The sequence below is a fragment of the Stutzerimonas sp. C6.4V genome, from assembly GCF_058536345.1.
The window spans coordinates 1,470,294-1,487,035 of record NZ_JBZUBM010000001.1 but is presented as its reverse complement, the minus strand read 5'-3'; the positions used below and the strand labels follow the sequence as shown (position 1 = coordinate 1,487,035).

Sequence of the window (16,742 nt, the reverse complement as noted above, 5' to 3'; positions counted from 1 at the left end):
GTAACGCGATAATTCGCGCCAAGATGTCGCAGGCCCATCCGGCCCTTTTTCACTCATCCAATCAAGGTGAATCCGTACATGGACCAAACGCCGAGCTTTAACCGCGCCCTGGTCGAGAAATATGACCGTCCCGGTCCTCGCTATACCTCCTACCCCACCGCTCCCCAGTTCCATCAGGCCTTCGCCATCGATGACTACCGCAGCGCCGCGCAGGAGACCAACGAGGCTGCGACGCCCAAGCCACTGTCGGTGTACATCCATATCCCGTTCTGCAAGAGCCTCTGTTATTACTGCGCCTGTAACAAGATCATCACCCACAAGACCGATCGTGCCGTTGAGTACCTGCAATACCTCAAGCGCGAAATCGAGATGCAGGCGGCATTGTTCGACCGCTCGCGCAAGTTGACCCAGCTGCATCTGGGCGGTGGCACGCCGACCTATTTCACCAGCGAGCAACTGGCCGACCTGATGGCCGCACTGCACGACGCGTTCAACCTGGATGACAGCGACAACCACGAGTTTTCCCTGGAAGTCGACCCGCGCACCGTAACCCCCGAGCAGATTCATCAGTTGCGCAAGCTCGGTTTCAACCGCCTGAGCTTCGGCGTGCAGGACTTCGACAAGCAGGTACAGATCGCGGTCAACCGCATCCAGACCGAAGAGCAGACCCGCGAGCTGGTCCAGGCTGCCCGCGACGCCCGGTTCAAGTCGATCAGCGTGGATCTGATCTATGGCTTGCCTCTGCAGACAGTTGAGAGCTTCAACACCACGCTGGACAAGATCATCGACATCCGCCCGGATCGGATCGCGGCCTACAGCTATGCGCACCTGCCGGATCTGGTGCGTGCGCAAAAGCTGATCCGCCCGGAAGACATGCCACCACCTGAGCGCAAGCTGGAGCTGCTGGAGCTGACCATCAGGCGGTTGACTGACGCTGGCTACGTCTATATCGGCATGGATCATTTTTCCCTGCCGGATGACGAACTCACCCTTGCACGGGCAAACGGCACGCTGCAGCGCAACTTCCAGGGCTACTCGACCCACGCCGACTGCGACCTGATCGGCCTGGGCATATCCTCCATCGGCAAGGTCGGCAACAGCTACAGCCAGAACGTCAAGGAGCTCTCCCAGTACTACGCCCGGCTGAACGAAGGCATGTTGCCGGTGCAGCGCGGCTACAAGCTCAGCGAAGACGACCGGTTGCGTCGCGATGTGATCATCTCGTTGATGTGTCATGGACGCGTTGACTTTGCCGACGTCGAGAGGCGCTACGGGATCGACTTCCGAAACTATTTCGGCGATGCGCTGGCCAAGCTGGACGAGCATGTGGCAGATGGCCTGGTGCAGATCACAGAAGGTGCCGTCACCCTGCTTCCCCAGGGCCATCTGATGATGCGCAACGTCGCCATGGCATTCGATGCCTACCTGGGCGGCGAGCAGCGTGGCCGTTTCTCTCGCACCGTTTGATTTACCGATCCACCTGTCCGCCGGGTGGGTCGAACACAGCAATTCCAGCACATGCATGCTGTTAGCAACATCAGTCCGAACGCCCCGCCGCTGATCGTCGGGGCATTGCCAAAACCCGCTACAGCTGTATAAATAGCCAGCCTTGCGGGCCGCTGCGCCCACGTATGACCGAACCGGACGTTCGATGCGCCAGGCTCTCGAAAACCCCTTTTATTACCTCGACAACTTTCGCCAGGTGCTCGCCTGGATTGGTGAGCGCCATGGCGATCTGCTGGACGATCACGAGCGTCGATTTGTTGATCGTTTTGAGCTGATCCCGCAGGCCTCGCAAGCGCTTCTGGTGCGCATGGTGATGCGCAAGGGCGAGCTGTTCCGTGCCAGCAAACTGCGCTACACGGAGATTGGCTGCCCCGTTCAGGCCTCAACCGCCCTCATCAATGAGGGTTGGGTCGAGGCCAACCCGACGCTGGACGTCTCCCAGTTGTTCGGATTGCTGAAGAAGGACGAGTTACAAACCGTATTCGGCAGCGTGACGGGCAGTCAGCGCAAGGCCGATCTGCTTCAGGCCATGCTTGCCGAGCACTCTCAACCCAAGCCCTTTTCCAGCTGGTGCAACGGACTCGAGGATGCGGCGTTCGGCCTGACGATCAGCGACCTGTGCGATCGACTGCGGCTGATGTTCTTCGGCAATATCCATCAGGATTGGTCCGAATTCGTGCTCGCCGATCTCGGAATCTTTCGTTATGAACAAGTCGCCTTTTCCCCCGCTTCCCGGGCCTTCCATGCACGTGCTGAGGTAGATGCCTATCTGCATCTGCATCGCTGTCGTGAGCGTTTCGAAGCCGGTGAAGCGGTGGCGTCGGTCTTGGCGGACGTGCCTGCCATCGCATATGCCAACGAATGGCTGGAAATCCGGCGCGGCAAGTTGCTGCTGAGCCTTGCCAGGCAATGTGAGCGCGAGGGTGACCTGCCTCGGGCATTGCAGCTCCACGCGGCGAACCGATATCCAGGCGCACGTGAACGTGCCATCAGGGTGCTTGAGCGTTGTGCGCAGCCTGAAGCGGCGTTGCAGCTGGCTCTGACGGCACAGGCGGCCCCGGAAAGCGAACACGAGGCCCAGCAGCTCGAGCGCATCCTGCCGCGACTGAGAAGGTCCCTGGGTCAACCCGCTGCGCGTCGAGCCGGTAGTACCGAACCAGAACGAGTGGACCTGATCCTGCCGAAGCCAGAGTGGATAAGCGTCGAGCAGGCGGTGCGCGAGCATCTGTCGCGAGCCGATGCGCCCGTCTATTACGTCGAAAACGCGCTGATCAGCTCGTTGCTCGGCCTGCTCTGCTGGGAGGCGATTTTCGCGCCATTACCAGGAGCGTTCTTCCATCCCTTTCATGCGGGGCCGGCGGATCTCGCGCGACCGGATTTCCATGCGCGTCGCGCCAGCCTGTTCGATGAATGCCTGAGCAAACTTGGAACCGGCGAATACCGGGACTGCATACGCAGGGTGTACCAGGAGAAATTTGGCGTGCAGTCGCACTTTGTCAGCTGGGGGCTGTTCGACGAGACCCTGCTCGAGCTGGCCCTCGATTGCATCCCGGCGGATCACTTGCGCGCCTTTTTCCAACGCATCCTGCTGGATGTGCCCAAGCATCGCAGCGGGCTGCCAGACCTCATCCAGTTCTGGCCCAGTGAGCGACGTTACCGGCTGATCGAAGTGAAAGGGCCTGGCGACCGGTTGCAGGACAACCAGAAGCGCTGGATAGATTTCGCCATGAGGCATCAGGTGCCGATTGCAGTTTGCTACGTCCGATGGGCAGAGGCTGCGCCTTGAGCTATCGGGTTGCGGTCCGTGCGCTCTGCGAATTCACCGCCAAACAGGGCGACCTGGATCTTCGCTTCACGCCTTCACCCACCGCGCTGGAGGGCATCGCCGGGCACAGCACGGTGACGGCACGCCGGGGTGAGGGCTATGAACGCGAAGTCACCCTCGAAGGGACATATCGCAACCTCTGCGTTCGCGGCCGCGCCGATGGCTACGATCCGGCGAAAAACCAGCTGGAGGAGATCAAGACCTATCGTGGCGATCTGACCCGCCAGCCGGTCAACCATCGTCATCTGCACTGGGCACAGGCCAAGGTCTATGGTTGGTTGCTTTGCCAGGCGCGCTCACTGCAATCGCTAAATATCGCGCTGGTGTACTTCGATGTGGTCAGCCAGAAGGAAACGCTGCTGGTGGAAACCTTTGGCGCCGCGCAACTGCAAGCCTACTTCGACGCGCAGTGCCATCTCTTCATTGCCTGGGCCGAGCAGGAGCTGACCCACCGAGCCGAGCGTGACCAGGCGCTGAGAGAATTGAAGTTTCCCTGCGGTGAGTTTCGCCGCGGTCAACGGCAACTGGCCGAAGCGGTGTACAAGGCTGCATGCACCGGCACTCATCTCATGGCTCAGGCGCCGACTGGCATCGGCAAGACGCTGGCAACGCTATTCCCGCAGTTGAAGGCCTTCGCCGGGCAGCAACTGGACAAGCTGTTCTTTCTCACCGCGAAGACATCCGGTCGGCAACTGGCCTTGAATGCCCTCGCCCAGCTCGCGGGCGACCGTATACCTCTTCGTGTCCTGGAGCTGACTGCCCGGGACAAGGCCTGCGAGCATCCTGACAAGGCCTGTCATGGCGAAGCCTGCCCTCTCGCTCGTGGATTCTACGATCGACTTCCGGCAGCCCGCGCTGAGGCCATCAGCCGAGCCTGTCTGGATCAGGCAACCCTGCGTGAGGTAGCCCTGGTCCATCAGGTCTGCCCTTACTACCTGAGCCAGGAGCTGGCGCGCTGGGCCGACGCAGTTGTCGGCGACTACAACTATTACTTCGATATGAGCGCCCTGCTCTACAGCCTGACACTGGTCAATCAATGGCGCGTAAGCATCCTGGTGGACGAAGCTCATAACCTGCTCGAACGCGGCAGGAGCATGTACAGCGCCGAGCTCGATATCAATGATTTCAGAGCGTTACGAAAAACAGCTCCGGCAGTTATCAAGAAGCCGATTGAACGGGTGTTGCGTTGCTGGGGCGATGTGCATCGCCTGCAGAGCGAGACCTACCACGTCCTGCCTGAGTTGCCGCACAAGCTTGTCAACGCCTTGCAGCAGGCCGTCAGTGCGATCACGGAATTCCTTGGCGAGAACCCGGCTGGGGTTGAATCTGCGTTGCAGTCAGCCTACTTCGATGCGATGCACTTTTGCCGCCTTACCGAATGCTTCGGTGATCACTCCTTGATCGATTGCACACTGCATCCATCTAGGGAGCGCAAGGGCGGGTGTGCATCAAGCCTCTGCGTACGCAATGTGGTTCCCGCGCCGTTCCTCACACCTCGGCTACTCGAGGCGCGCTCGTCTGTACTGTTCTCTGCGACGTTGATGCCCCAGCGGTTCTATGCCGACATGCTGGGCATGCCGAACCCGCATATCTGGATCGACGTCGAGTCACCGTTCCGAGCCGAGCAGCTGGAGATCCGTGTGGCCCGGCAGATTTCGACTCGCTATCAGGACCGCCATGCCTCGCTGGACGCCATCGTAGACCTGCTTGCTGAGCAGTATCAGGCCCATCCGGGCAACTATCTGGCGTTTTTCAGCAGCTTCGACTACCTGCAACAGGTGACCGCCCGGCTGCGCATACGGCATCCCGATCTGCCCTTCTGGGAGCAAACTCGCAGCATGCAGGAGGCGGCGAGAACTACCTTCCTCGACCGCTTTACCGAAACCAGCCGCGGCATTGGATTTGCGGTTCTGGGCGGCGCGTTTTCCGAGGGCATCGACCTCCCTGGGAAACGCCTGATCGGCGCATTCGTGGCCACTCTGGGCCTGCCACAGGTCAATCCGGTGAACCAACAGCTGAAAGCACGAATGGACCGGATATTTGGCGCGGGGTACGACTACACCTACCTGTATCCAGGTTTGCAGAAGGTCGTACAGGCGGCCGGCCGGGTGATCAGAACGGTAGACGATAGGGGCGTCATTCACCTTATTGACGACCGGTTCGCCCGCTCGAATATCCAGCGTCTATTACCGAAGTGGTGGCACACCTCAGCCTGACATTGCCAGGTCATCGTATCTCCTCTGCTTCATAAAAGCCGGCGAACACCCACCGCTGTGAGATATCAGGCCTTCCTACAACCTAGTACTGTCGAGCACTAGACCAAAGTAGGAATGGCCACAATTGTTTAGGAATTGAATTGACAAGGCCGAAGCGAGAGCCATAATCCGATACGTCGTATGACAACTGATAACAATCAATTCGCGACAAGCCCCGTTCGACACGCGGCTGCGCTACATCCCGCCTCGTCCTGGCCCTGGCCGCACGGAGCGGCTTTCTAAAAAAAGGGAGTACAACAACAATGACCCCACGCAACCCCCTGTCCGCTGCCGTATTTGCGGGCACTCTGTCGCTGGCGCTTGGCATTCCTGCGGTTTCTCAGGCAGCCGACGGCTTTATTGAAGGCGCCAAGGTTACGCTGAACGCACGTAACTTCTACATCAACCGTAACTTCGTCGATCCGACCTATAACGGCGGCCAGGGCAAGGCTGAAGAATGGACTCAAAGCTTCATTCTGAACGCACAGTCCGGATACACACCCGGCCCGGTCGGCTTTGGTGTCGATGTGCTAGCCGGTTTGGCTGTCAAGCTGGACGGCGGTGCTGGTACCTACGGCACAGGTCTGTTGCCTGTTCACGGCACGGGCAACAATAGGCATCTTCCAGACGACTTCGGCCGCGTGGCCGTAGCGGCGAAGGCCAAGTTGTCGGAAACGGAACTACGACTCGGTGAGTGGCAAGTCGTTGTGCCGGTATTGCGTGCTGATGACGGTCGTTCGCTGCCGCAGACCTTCCAGGGCGGCATGATTTCATCCAAAGAAATCAGCAATCTGTCACTTTTTGGTGGCCAGATGCGCCAGAACAGCACCCGTGACGACGCCAGCATGGAGGACATGGTCTACAAGGATGGCCTTAACGGTATCACCGCTACGTCGGACCGTTTCAACTTCGTAGGCGGCGAATACACCTTCAATGAAAAGACCAAGGTCGGTCTGTGGCATGCCCGGCTGGAAGACATTTACCAGCAGAGCTATGTACAGCTGCTGCATGTCCAGCCATTGAGCGAGGATCTCGCCCTTACCGCCAACCTCGGCTATTTCAACGGCAAGGATGAAGGGAGCGCCTTGGCTGGCGACCTGGATAACAAGACCTACTCCGCTCTGTTCGGCTTGCAAGCTGGTGCCAGCACCTTTTATGTCGGCCTGCAGAAAGTCAGCGGCAACCAGTGGATGCGCGTTAACGGTACCAGTGGTGGCTCGGTCGCCAACGACAGCTTCAACTCCGCCTACGACGCAGCGGATGAACGTTCCTGGCAGGTGCGACACGACTACAATTTTGCCGGCCTCGGTATCCCCGGCCTGGTCCTGATGAACCGCTACATCAGCGGCGACAACATCGCCACCACGAGCGGTGATGAAGGCAAGGAATGGGGTCGTGAGTCCGAGCTGGCTTATACCGTACAAAACGGTGCGTTGAAGAACCTCAACATCAAATGGCGTAACTCCAGCCTGCGCCGCGATTACAGCTCTACGGAATTCGATGAGAACCGTCTGATCTTCAACTACCCGATCTCGATCCTGTAAGCGTCATCCACCACGCGGGACGCAACACTCCTCGCTCCTGTTGCGGAAACTTTCGCCCGTCCCTGACGGGCATTTTTTTGCCTGATGCACCAGTGGCAATTGCCCGACGATGCCTGGTGCAGGCAAAAGGCCCGACGTGTCTCTCGAGCAAGCCGGGGCTTACGGCGTGCCCAAGCTTCCGGACCATTCTCGCCATCAACAGCAGGCTGGCTGCGACGGTGCGACCCCGGGCATGTTCCAGCAATGATCAGGCGTCGGAGCCAGTGCGCCTGATCGTCAGCTGACAGCTGACCTGCATCGTTTCGCCGGGCGCCAGTAGCCTCATTCCGTTGGCCACCGGATCTTGCATGTTGAGCGCGTTATTGGCGTGTGAAACCGGCTCTACTGCAAAGAAACCCATCTCGGCGGGCGGGGTGAATACCACCAGATGATCCAGCGCCTCGCTGGCAGACAGCGTCAGCTCTACGCTCTGTCGAGGCCAGTGCATGTGAACCGCGCCCGTGCGACTCACGAAGCAATTGTCCAATCCCGGCTCCTGCAGGGGGCGAATGCGCGAAAAATCCCACTGAGGCGGAATCTCGATCAGCTCCGACGGCAGGTTGTGATCATCGTTTTGCCACACCGACGCTGCGCTGAACTGCAGTTCGCAACCGTCGTGGCGCAGGAAATACGGATGCCAGCCAAGCCCCGCAGGGGCAGAACGGGTATCGCTGTTGTGCAGGGTCAGCACGAGCGAAACACCCTCTTCGTTTAGTTGTATCCGCTGCTCCAGTTCGAAGGCAAACGGCCAGTCCGTGACCGGCGCATCCTCGGGAATATGGGAGAGGCTTAGCACTACGGTATCCGAGCCCTGTTCCAGCACCGTCCAGGCACGCTTCCAGGCAACGCCGTGGATGGGCAGCGGAAAATCGGGCGACAGCCTATTTAGCGGATAACGTTTGCCGTCATGCTCGAAGGCTCCGTCTCCGACACGATTGGAAAACGGTGCCAGGACGAAGCACCCGGTTTTGCGAACGTTGTCGGAGCCATCCCAGGGGCGTAACACGTCATGGCCATCGATGCTCAGGTGAGTGATAGCGCCTCCAAGATCAGGACACACCGAGAGCCGCAGCCGGCCATGCTGAAGTTCAGTTTCGGCCAGATTCGATTGAAAGTCAGGCATGGTCGACGTCCTTGGCGAGCTGGACACGCTCGCGGCTGTGAGCCTAAGTGGCGCGCCTTACCGATGTGCTTGTGGCAGGCGGTGCGGCAACGCCCAGGTGGATTGCAATAGCTTTGGCCCAGAGCTTGTGGCTGAGGGACCTGGCGGCTGGGGCCGCCTGCACTCTGTAGCGTACAGGTAGGTTCGCTCAGACAGCGGTCAGCACCTCGCCGCGTGCGAGAAATGCGCGCAGGTTGGTCAACAGCAATTCTTCCATGGCCAGCCGAGTCTCCTCGGTGGCGCTGCCGATGTGGGGCAGCAAGACCACGTTGGGCAGCTCGAACAGAGCCTGGGGCACCTTCGGCTCCTGCGCATAGACATCCAGTGCAGCGCCACCCAGACGCCCCTCTAGCAGCGCAGAGACCAAGGCAGGCTCATCCACCACAGTGCCGCGTGAAACGTTGATCAGCGTGCCCTTGGAGCCAAGCGCATCCAGCACCTCGCGGTTGATCAGGTTGCGGGTGCTTTCCCCGCCCGGGCAGGTCAGTACCAGGAAATCGCTCCAGCCGGCCAATTCGACCAGACTGGATTCGTAGCCATACTCGCAGCCTTCGACGGGCCGCCGATTGTGGTAGCGCACCTGCATGTCAAAACCGCTGGAACGCTTGGCCACCGCCTCGCCGATACGCCCCAGGCCGACGATGCCAAGGCGCTTGCCGCTGACCTTGGCGCCCAGGGGCAAGCCTCCCGAGGGCCACTCGCCCGCGCGGACGAAGCGATCGGCACGGGAGATCTGCCTGGCGCTGTCGATCAGCATGCCGAAGGCCAGGTCCGCCACGCAGTCGTTGAGTACGTCCGGGGTATTGCTCACCGGAATGCCCCGTGCATGTGCGGCCGATACATCGATGGCATCAAACCCGACACCGAAGCTGATGATGGCTCGCAGGTTTGGCAGCCGCTCGATCAAATGCGCCGTGCAGCCGAAGCGTGCCGAGGTGACCACGATCTCGATGCGCTGGGCATGCTGATCGAGCAAGGCGTCGGCCTCGTTCTCCCAGACCCGGAGCACCTCATGCTCGGCTGCCAGGTTGCGGTTGAAACGATCGGTAAGGGGGCCAAGCTGAAGGATGCAGGTCACGGGATACCTCGATTGGATATGGCCATTCGGTTCAGAGCACCTTGCCGAGATTCATGATCCCTCTGGGATCGAAGGTCATCTTGAGGGCGCGCATCAGCTCGAGTTCCAGCGGGTGCTTGTAGTGCCTGGCGGCGGCGCGCTTGGCCTGGCCCAGGCCGTGCTCGGCGCTGATGCTGCCTTGCAGAGCTGTGGTGGCATCGTAGATCACCTCCATGACTGCCTCTTGCTGCGCCTTGAAGACCGCATCATCGGTCCCGACGGGCTTGCTGATGTTGTAATGCAGATTGCCATCGCCCATATGGCCGTAGCACACGATGCGCACGCCGGGGAACCGCTCGAGAAGGCGCCGATCTGTGGTTTCGATGAACTCTGGAATGCAACTCACCGGCACGCTGATGTCGTGCTTGAGGCTGGGGCCTTCATGGTTCTGGGCTTCGGAAATCCCCTCTCGCATGGCCCACAAGGCGGCGACCTGGGCTTCGCTGCTAGCGAGCACGGCATCGGCCACCCATTCGCGTTCCAGTGCCTCGCCGATTCCGGCTTCCAACAAGTCATTGAGCGGCGCGTCGGGTTGGGTATCGCTGAGCTCGATCAATACGTACCAGGGATGCGCCTCGGCAAAGGGGTCGCTGCACCCGGCTACATGGCGCAACACGAATTCCGCGCTCTGCCGCGACATCAATTCGAAGCCGGTCAACCGGTCGCCACACAGCCCACGAATCAGTCCGATCAGCTCGACTGCCGCCTGAACGCTGGGCAGGGCCACCCAGGCGGTGGTCACGCTGCGCACAGCCGGGTAGAGCTTGAGCACGGCAGCAGTGATGACGCCGAGGGTGCCTTCCGAGCCGATGAACAGATGCTTGAGATCGTAGCCGGTGTTGTCCTTTCGAAGGCCGCGCAGGCCGTTCCAGATACGCCCATCAGGCAGCACGACTTCCAGCCCCAGGGTGAGGTCGCGCATGTTGCCGTAGCGAAGCACGGCCGTCCCCCCGGCATTGGTAGCGAGGTTGCCGCCAAGGGTGCAGCTGCCCTCCGCGCCCAGCGACAGCGGAAATAGCCGGCCTGCTTCAGCCGCTGCCTCCTGCAAGTTCCGAAGAATCACCCCTGCCTCGACCGTGATGGTTTCATTGGCAGGATCGATTTCGCGAATACGCGTCATCCGGGTCAGTGACAGCACCACCTGCGTGCCACTGACGTCTGGTATCGAACCGCCACACAGGCCGGTGTTGCCGCCCTGTGGCACCAGCGCGACCTGGTGCTGATGGCACAGACGTACCACCGCGGCGACCTCTTCCGTGCTCGCCGGGCGCACCACCAGCGCAGCCTCACCTCGGTAGGCGTTGCGCCAGTCGCTCAGGTAAGCGTCCAGCAGCTCAGGATCCCGGACTATCCCGGCAGCTCCTACAACTGCTTCGACCTGCTTGATGAAAGCTTCCGATGTAGTCATCGCATCCTCTGCCCATGGGTTTCATCGCAGGGCACCGCCTCATTGCGTCAAAAACTGCCGGGCTGCCTTGGGCGCAGTGGCCGGTCGCAATCAGGTGATGGGTGCCGGATTGAACAGCACGATGTCGTTGTGCAACCTGTGCCGCTCGGCCCAGGTCTGTTTGCGGCCGCTGGCGACGTCCAGGTAATAGTGGAACAGCTCCCAGCCCAGTTCTTCGATGGTCGCTCGACCGCTGGCTATCCGACCGGCATCTATGTCGATCAGGTCGGGCCAGCGTTCGGCAAGCTCGGTACGTGTCGCCACCTTGACCACCGGTGCCATGGCCAAGCCATAAGGCGTGCCGCGTCCCGTGGTGAACACATGAAGATTCATGCCAGCGGCGAGCTGCAGGGTGCCGCAGACGAAATCGCTGGCAGGCGTCGCACAGAAGATCAGCCCTTTTCGATCCACTCGCTCACCGGGCCCTACCACACCGTTTATGGCGCCACTGCCTGATTTGACGATGGAGCCAAGCGATTTCTCGACGATATTGGACAACCCGCCCTTCTTGTTTCCCGGCGTGGTGTTGGCGCTGCGGTCTGCCGCGCCGCGCTCCAGGTACCTGTCGTACCAGTCCATCTCGGCGATCAGGGCGTCTGCGACTTCAGGGGTTTCTGCTCGGGCCGTCAGCATGTACACCGCATCACGAACTTCAGTGTTCTCGCTGAACATCACGGTGGCGCCAGCGCGCACCAAGAGGTCAGCGGCATAGCCGAGCGCAGGGTTGGCGGTGATCCCGGAAAACGCATCGCTTCCACCGCACTGCATGCCCAGCACCAGTTCAGAAGCCGGCACCGTTTCGCGACGGCGCAGGTCGAGCTTCTTCAGCCGCGCCTCGGCCATGACCATGATCTGGTCGATCATTTCGCCAAAGCCGGTATTGGACTCCTGCAGCCGATACAGCCAGGGATCGCGCAGATCCACAGAGGGATCGCCCTCATGCATCACCTGCTCAGCCTGAAGCTTTTCGCAGCCCAGGCTGATGACCAACGCCTCGCCGCCCAGATTGGGGTTGCGCGCCAGGTTGCGTACGGTGCGGATCGGGATATAGGCATCGCGGGCGTTGATCGCCACGCCGCAGCCGTAGCTGTGGGTCAGCGCGACCACGTCGTCGACGTTGGGATACCTGGGCAGCAGTTCGTCGCGGATGCGCTTGACCGCATGCTCGAGCACGCCGGTCACGCACTGCACGGTGGTGCTGATGCCGAGGATATTGCGGGTCCCGACAGTCCCGTCGGCGTTGCGATAACCCTCAAAGGTGAAGCCGTCCAGCGGAGCGAGCTTTTCAGGCACGGCCGTGGCACGCGGCAGGCTGTCGAGCGGCGGCGCGCTGGGCATCTTCAGCTGGGTTTCCTTGATCCAGCTGCCGCGCGGCAACGGTTCGAGCGCGTAGCCGATGATCTGACCGTAGCGCCGCACCGGCTCGCCCTCGGCAATGTCGAGCAAGGCGACCTTGTGGCTCTGGGGGATGCTTTCGACAGTCACCAGGCCGTCCTCGAAGGACGCACCGACCGGCACGCCGCCGTCGTTGACCACCACGGCTACGTTGTCCGCATCGTTAAGGCGGATGCAGCGCGGTGAATCTTGATGCTGGATCAGTTGCACGGTTTCGTTCATATCGGTCTCCGGTCAGGCCGGCTGTTGTTGTCTGGTGTGGATTAAGAGGCGCATTTTCGGGCCAGTGCTTCAGTGTCCGGGGCCTTCTCGCGATTACCCGTTCTGAATGATGTATCTGACTTAAAGGCGTCGCGGTCGAGACCGCCCCCACGGGTGCGGTGCATCGTGGGAGCGGTCTGGATCGCGGGCTGCATAGGTCAACGGACCATGCAGGGTCTCTTGTTGTTGAACGTCCACTCTGGAATCAGATACTGCATTGCAACGGCGTCGTCGCGCGCACCCAGGCCTTTGGCCAGGTACAGCTCGTGCGCTCTCTGCAGGGCATCTTCGTCCAGTTCGATACCCAGACCCGCCTTGGCCGGTACTGCCACCTTGCCACCGACGATCTGCAGCGGCTCGCGGGTCAGGTACTGGCCGTCCTGCCAGATCCAGTGCGTATCGATGGCGGTGATCTTGCCCGGTGCAGCAGCCGCCACGTGGGTGAACATCGCCAGCGAGATATCGAAATGGTTGTTCGAGTGGGAGCCCCAGGTCAGTCCCCATTCATGGCACATCTGCGCGACGCGTACCGAACCGCTCATGGTCCAGAAATGCGGATCGGCCAGCGGGATGTCCACCGATTGCAACTGGATCGTATGACCCATCTGCCGCCAGTCAGTCGCGATCATGTTGGTTGCCGTTGGCAAACCGGTGGCGCGGCGGAATTCGGCCATTACTTCACGGCCGGAGTAGCCGTTCTCGGCGCCACATGGGTCTTCTGCGTATGCCAGTACGCCGTGCAAGTCCTTGCACAGATCAATGGCTTCGGCCAGCGACCAGGCGCCGTTGGGGTCGAGGGTGATGCGCGCGTCTGGGAAGCGCTCAGCCAGGGCCCGGATCGCCTTGACCTCTTCGCTGCCTGGCAACACACCGCCCTTGAGTTTGAAATCCTTGAAGCCGTAACGCTCGTAGGCGGCTTCGGCTTGACGCACAACCGTCTCGGGCGTCAGTGCTTCTTCGTTGCGCACGCGGAACCAGTTATCGCTGGCATCCGACTCATCGCGGTAGCCGAGGTCGGTCTTGTTGCGATCGGCGATAAAGAACAGGTAACCGAGCATCTGGACTTCGTCGCGTTGCTGCCCGTCACCGAGCAACGCAGCAACCGGCACGTTGAGGTGCTGGCCAAGCAGATCGAGAAGGGCTGACTCGATAGCCGTGATGGCGTGGATGGCGATACGCAGATCGAAGGTCTGCAGGCCGCGACCACCTGCATCGCGATCAGCGAAAGCCTTGCGCGCCTGGTTCAGCAGGCCGTTGAAGTTGCCGATCGACTGGCCGAGCAGAATGGAGCGAGCGTCCTCCAGTGTCTGGCGGATCGCCTCGCCCCCGGGGACTTCGCCGACTCCGGTGTTGCCAGCGCTGTCCTTGAGAATGAGGATGTTGCGGGTGAAGTACGGACCATGGGCGCCACTCAGGTTGAGCAGCATGCTGTCTTGCCCTGCGACCGGAACCACTCGAAGTTCGGTTACGACCGGTGCGCCATGATTAGCAGAGTTGTTCATGAGCGTATCTCTATTGTTGTTATGGTCCGCGGGTGCGGTGCATCGTGGCAGGGCACCAGCTGCCGTGTGATACAGCTGGCAGGTGGCGCCCCTGAACGGCAGGTAAGATCAGCCGATGTAGGTAGTCTTCACCGTGGTGTAGAACTCCTGGGCGTAGCGACCCTGCTCACGCGGGCCGTAGGACGAGCCTTTACGGCCACCGAACGGCACGTGGTAATCCACGCCTGCGGTCGGCAGGTTGACCATCACCATCCCGGCCTGGGAGTGACGCTTGAAGTGGTTGGCATACTTCAGCGAGGTGGTGCAGATGCCTGCAGACAGGCCGAACTCGGTGTCGTTGGCCATCGCCAGCGCCTCGTCGTAGTCCTTCACCTTCACCACATTGGCCACCGGTCCGAAGATCTCTTCACGGCTGATTCGCATGTCCGGGGTGCTGTCGACGAAAAGGGTCGGCGCCAGGTAGTAGCCTTCAGTGCCACAGCTGACTCGCTCGCCGCCGCAGGCCAGGCGTGCGCCCTCTTGCTTGCCGATTTCGATGTATTTCAGGTCCTGGTCCAGCTGGGCCTGGGAAACCACCGGGCCGACATCCACGCCCTGCTCCAGTGCCGAACCCACCTTGATCTTCTTGATGCGCTCGATCATGGCTTCGACGAAGCGATCGTAGATGCCTTCGGTCACGATGATACGGCTGGAGGCAGTGCAACGCTGACCGGTCGAATAGAACGCGCTTTGAGTCGCCAGCTCTACGGCGGTATTGAGATCCGCATCGTCCAGAATGATCTGCGGATTCTTGCCGCCCATTTCCAGCTGTACCTTGGCCTGGCGACCAACGCAGGTAGCCGCTATGCCACGGCCCACGCCCACCGAACCGGTAAAGCTGACACCATCGACACGCTTGTCGTTGACGATAGCCTCGCCGACTTCCCGGCCCTTGCCCATCACAAGGTTGAACACACCGGCTGGGAAACCGGAGCGCGAAATGATCTCGGCGATGGCCCAGGCAGAACCGGGAACCAGATCAGCCGGCTTGATGACCACACAGTTGCCATAGGCCAGCGCGGGCGCAATCTTCCAGGCGGGAATGGCGATGGGGAAGTTCCAGGGAGTGATCAGACCGATCACGCCCAGCGGCTCGCGGGTGACTTCGACGCTCACACCCGGACGCACCGACTGCAGGGTTTCGCCAGCCTGACGCAGACACTCGCCAGCGAAGTACTTGAAGATGTTCCCGGCACGGGACACTTCGCCAATGGCTTCCGGCAGGGTCTTGCCTTCTTCCCGGGCCAGCAGGTTGCCCAGCTCCTCACGGCGAGCGAGGATTTCCAGGCCTACCTTTTCCAGTGCATCGGCACGTGCCTGGATGCCGGACGTTGACCACGCCGGGAATGCCTTGCGTGCTGCGGCGATGGCGGCTTCGACCTGCGAAGCGTCTGCCTGGGCATATTCGCCGATCACATCCGAGAGGTCGGACGGATTGATGTTGGCCTGGTAATTATTGCCAGCTACCCATTGGCCATCGATGTAGTTGTCATAACGTTGTGCGTCTGCCACGGGGACTTTCTCCTTCGTGAGGTCCGCCTGCAGTGGCACGTTCTACGGAGCGGGCCAGCTGCAATAGCGGTTGGGGCGAATGATGGGTCGGGTCGGGCCTTTATTGAGCACCCTGCTTCTTGATCAGCGCGGCAAGCGCTTCGTACTCGTCAGGCAGCAGGTCGGTCAGCGGAGCGCGAACCGGTCCGGCGTCATAACCGGCTATCTTTGCGCCGGCCTTGACGATGCTGACCGCATAACCCTTGCAACGGTTGCGGATGTCGAGGTACGGCAGGAAGAAATCATCGATCAGCTTACCAACGGTCTCGTGGTCATCACGGGCGATGGCGCCGTAGAAATCCATGGCCAGTTTCGGTACGAAGTTGAATACAGCCGACGAATAGACCGGTACGCCCAGCGCCTTGTAGGCCGCTGCGTAGACTTCGGCAGTCGGCAGGCCGCCAAGATAGGTCAGGCGGTCACCGAGGCGTCGGCGGATGGACACCATCAGCTCGATATCGCCCAGGCCGTCCTTGTAGCCGATCAGGTTAGGGCAGCGCTCGGTCAGCTGCTCAAGCAGCGGTGCGGTCAGGCGGCACACGTTGCGGTTATAGACCACGACACCGATGTCGACCGACTTGCAGACCTCTTCAACATGGCGCGCAACACCTTCCTGGCTGGCTTCGGTCAGGTAGTGCGGTAACAGCAGCAGGCCCTTGGCACCAAGGCGTTCGGCTTCCTGAGCGTAGGCAATGGCCTGACGAGTCGGGCCGCCTACCCCTGCGAGAATTGGTACCTGTCCGGCGCAGGTGTCGACGGCAGTCTTGATGATGTCCGGGTATTCCTGCGGCGTCAGCGAGAAGAATTCGCCCGTACCGCCCGCAGCAAAAAGCGCTGTTGCGCCATAAGGTGCCAACCATTCCAGTCGCTTGATATAGCCGGCACGGCTGAAGTCGCCCTGCTGGTCGAAGTCGGTAACCGGAAAGGACAGCAGACCAGAAGAGAGGATGGCCTTCAGTTCTTGTGGGTTCATTGTTCGAGCATCCTGTGAAACGGAGAGTATGTGAAGTAGGGCCTGGGCCTTTGAGATACGTTATCGTACAACAATTGGGTGCGCCACCTCTTTGTCGAAGTTTTGTGCGCCTGTGTCCCTGTCGAT

11 protein-coding genes are annotated in these 16,742 nt (G+C 60.8%); 4 read left to right on the top strand and 7 right to left on the bottom strand.

Going from position 1 to position 16,742, the window contains the following annotated elements; genetic code table 11:
* Positions 1-78 precede the first annotated feature (78 nt).
* The 4 genes from hemN to AC4LFW_RS07090 all read left to right on the top strand — a co-directional run bounded on the left by hemN (position 79) and on the right by AC4LFW_RS07090 (position 7,130).
* Positions 79-1,467 (top strand): oxygen-independent coproporphyrinogen III oxidase, encoded by a 1,389-nt coding sequence (gene hemN / locus AC4LFW_RS07105; RefSeq protein WP_491818483.1) that lies wholly within the window; start codon positions 79-81, stop codon positions 1,465-1,467.
* 184 nt (positions 1,468-1,651) lie between these two features.
* Complete coding sequence (locus tag AC4LFW_RS07100; RefSeq protein ID WP_491818482.1) at positions 1,652-3,292, top strand: VRR-NUC domain-containing protein; 1,641 nt, start codon at positions 1,652-1,654, stop codon at positions 3,290-3,292.
* Positions 3,289-5,547 carry an ATP-dependent DNA helicase gene (locus tag AC4LFW_RS07095; protein ID WP_491818481.1) on the top strand — a complete coding sequence of 753 codons (2,259 nt, stop codon included), beginning with the start codon at positions 3,289-3,291 and terminating at the stop codon, positions 5,545-5,547. The genes AC4LFW_RS07100 and AC4LFW_RS07095 overlap by 4 nt, the downstream gene beginning before the upstream one ends.
* A gap of 302 nt (positions 5,548-5,849) precedes the next feature.
* Positions 5,850-7,130: an OprD family porin gene (locus AC4LFW_RS07090; RefSeq protein WP_491818480.1), complete on the top strand. Its 1,281-nt coding sequence runs from the start codon at positions 5,850-5,852 to the stop codon at positions 7,128-7,130.
* A 247-nt stretch (positions 7,131-7,377) separates the two neighbouring features.
* On the opposite strand, the gene AC4LFW_RS07085 is transcribed toward AC4LFW_RS07090, so the two are convergent.
* The 7 genes from AC4LFW_RS07085 to kdgD all read right to left on the bottom strand — a co-directional run bounded on the left by AC4LFW_RS07085 (position 7,378) and on the right by kdgD (position 16,616).
* On the bottom strand, positions 7,378-8,292 hold the full coding sequence (locus AC4LFW_RS07085; protein ID WP_491818479.1) for an aldose 1-epimerase: 915 nt from the start codon (positions 8,290-8,292) through the stop codon (positions 7,378-7,380).
* A gap of 187 nt (positions 8,293-8,479) precedes the next feature.
* Complete coding sequence (locus AC4LFW_RS07080; protein WP_491818478.1) at positions 8,480-9,409, bottom strand: 2-hydroxyacid dehydrogenase; 930 nt, start codon at positions 9,407-9,409, stop codon at positions 8,480-8,482.
* A 31-nt stretch (positions 9,410-9,440) separates the two neighbouring features.
* Positions 9,441-10,856 carry an FAD-binding oxidoreductase gene (locus AC4LFW_RS07075; protein ID WP_491818477.1) on the bottom strand — a complete coding sequence of 472 codons (1,416 nt, stop codon included), beginning with the start codon at positions 10,854-10,856 and terminating at the stop codon, positions 9,441-9,443.
* 90 nt (positions 10,857-10,946) lie between these two features.
* Positions 10,947-12,500 carry a galactarate dehydratase gene (garD, locus tag AC4LFW_RS07070; protein ID WP_491820154.1) on the bottom strand — a complete coding sequence of 518 codons (1,554 nt, stop codon included), beginning with the start codon at positions 12,498-12,500 and terminating at the stop codon, positions 10,947-10,949.
* A gap of 209 nt (positions 12,501-12,709) precedes the next feature.
* Positions 12,710-14,053 (bottom strand): glucarate dehydratase, encoded by a 1,344-nt coding sequence (gudD, locus tag AC4LFW_RS07065; RefSeq protein ID WP_491818476.1) that lies wholly within the window; start codon positions 14,051-14,053, stop codon positions 12,710-12,712.
* A 108-nt stretch (positions 14,054-14,161) separates the two neighbouring features.
* Positions 14,162-15,604 carry an aldehyde dehydrogenase family protein gene (locus tag AC4LFW_RS07060; RefSeq protein ID WP_491818475.1) on the bottom strand — a complete coding sequence of 481 codons (1,443 nt, stop codon included), beginning with the start codon at positions 15,602-15,604 and terminating at the stop codon, positions 14,162-14,164.
* 100 nt (positions 15,605-15,704) lie between these two features.
* Complete coding sequence (kdgD, locus tag AC4LFW_RS07055) at positions 15,705-16,616, bottom strand: 5-dehydro-4-deoxyglucarate dehydratase (protein WP_491818474.1); 912 nt, start codon at positions 16,614-16,616, stop codon at positions 15,705-15,707.
* Positions 16,617-16,742 lie beyond the last annotated feature (126 nt).

What these genes read in the sequence shown, in the direction of transcription:
- hemN (WP_491818483.1), top strand. Translation starts at nt 79, where the DNA reads ATGGACCAAACGCCGAGCTTTAACCGCGCCCTGGTCGAGAAATATGAC.
- AC4LFW_RS07100 (WP_491818482.1), top strand. Translation starts at nt 1,652, where the DNA reads ATGCGCCAGGCTCTCGAAAACCCCTTTTATTACCTCGACAACTTTCGC.
- AC4LFW_RS07090 (WP_491818480.1), top strand. Translation starts at nt 5,850, where the DNA reads ATGACCCCACGCAACCCCCTGTCCGCTGCCGTATTTGCGGGCACTCTG.
- AC4LFW_RS07085 (WP_491818479.1), bottom strand. Translation starts at nt 8,292, where the DNA reads ATGCCTGACTTTCAATCGAATCTGGCCGAAACTGAACTTCAGCATGGC.
- AC4LFW_RS07075 (WP_491818477.1), bottom strand. Translation starts at nt 10,856, where the DNA reads ATGACTACATCGGAAGCTTTCATCAAGCAGGTCGAAGCAGTTGTAGGA.
- gudD (WP_491818476.1), bottom strand. Translation starts at nt 14,053, where the DNA reads ATGAACAACTCTGCTAATCATGGCGCACCGGTCGTAACCGAACTTCGA.
- kdgD (WP_491818474.1), bottom strand. Translation starts at nt 16,616, where the DNA reads ATGAACCCACAAGAACTGAAGGCCATCCTCTCTTCTGGTCTGCTGTCC.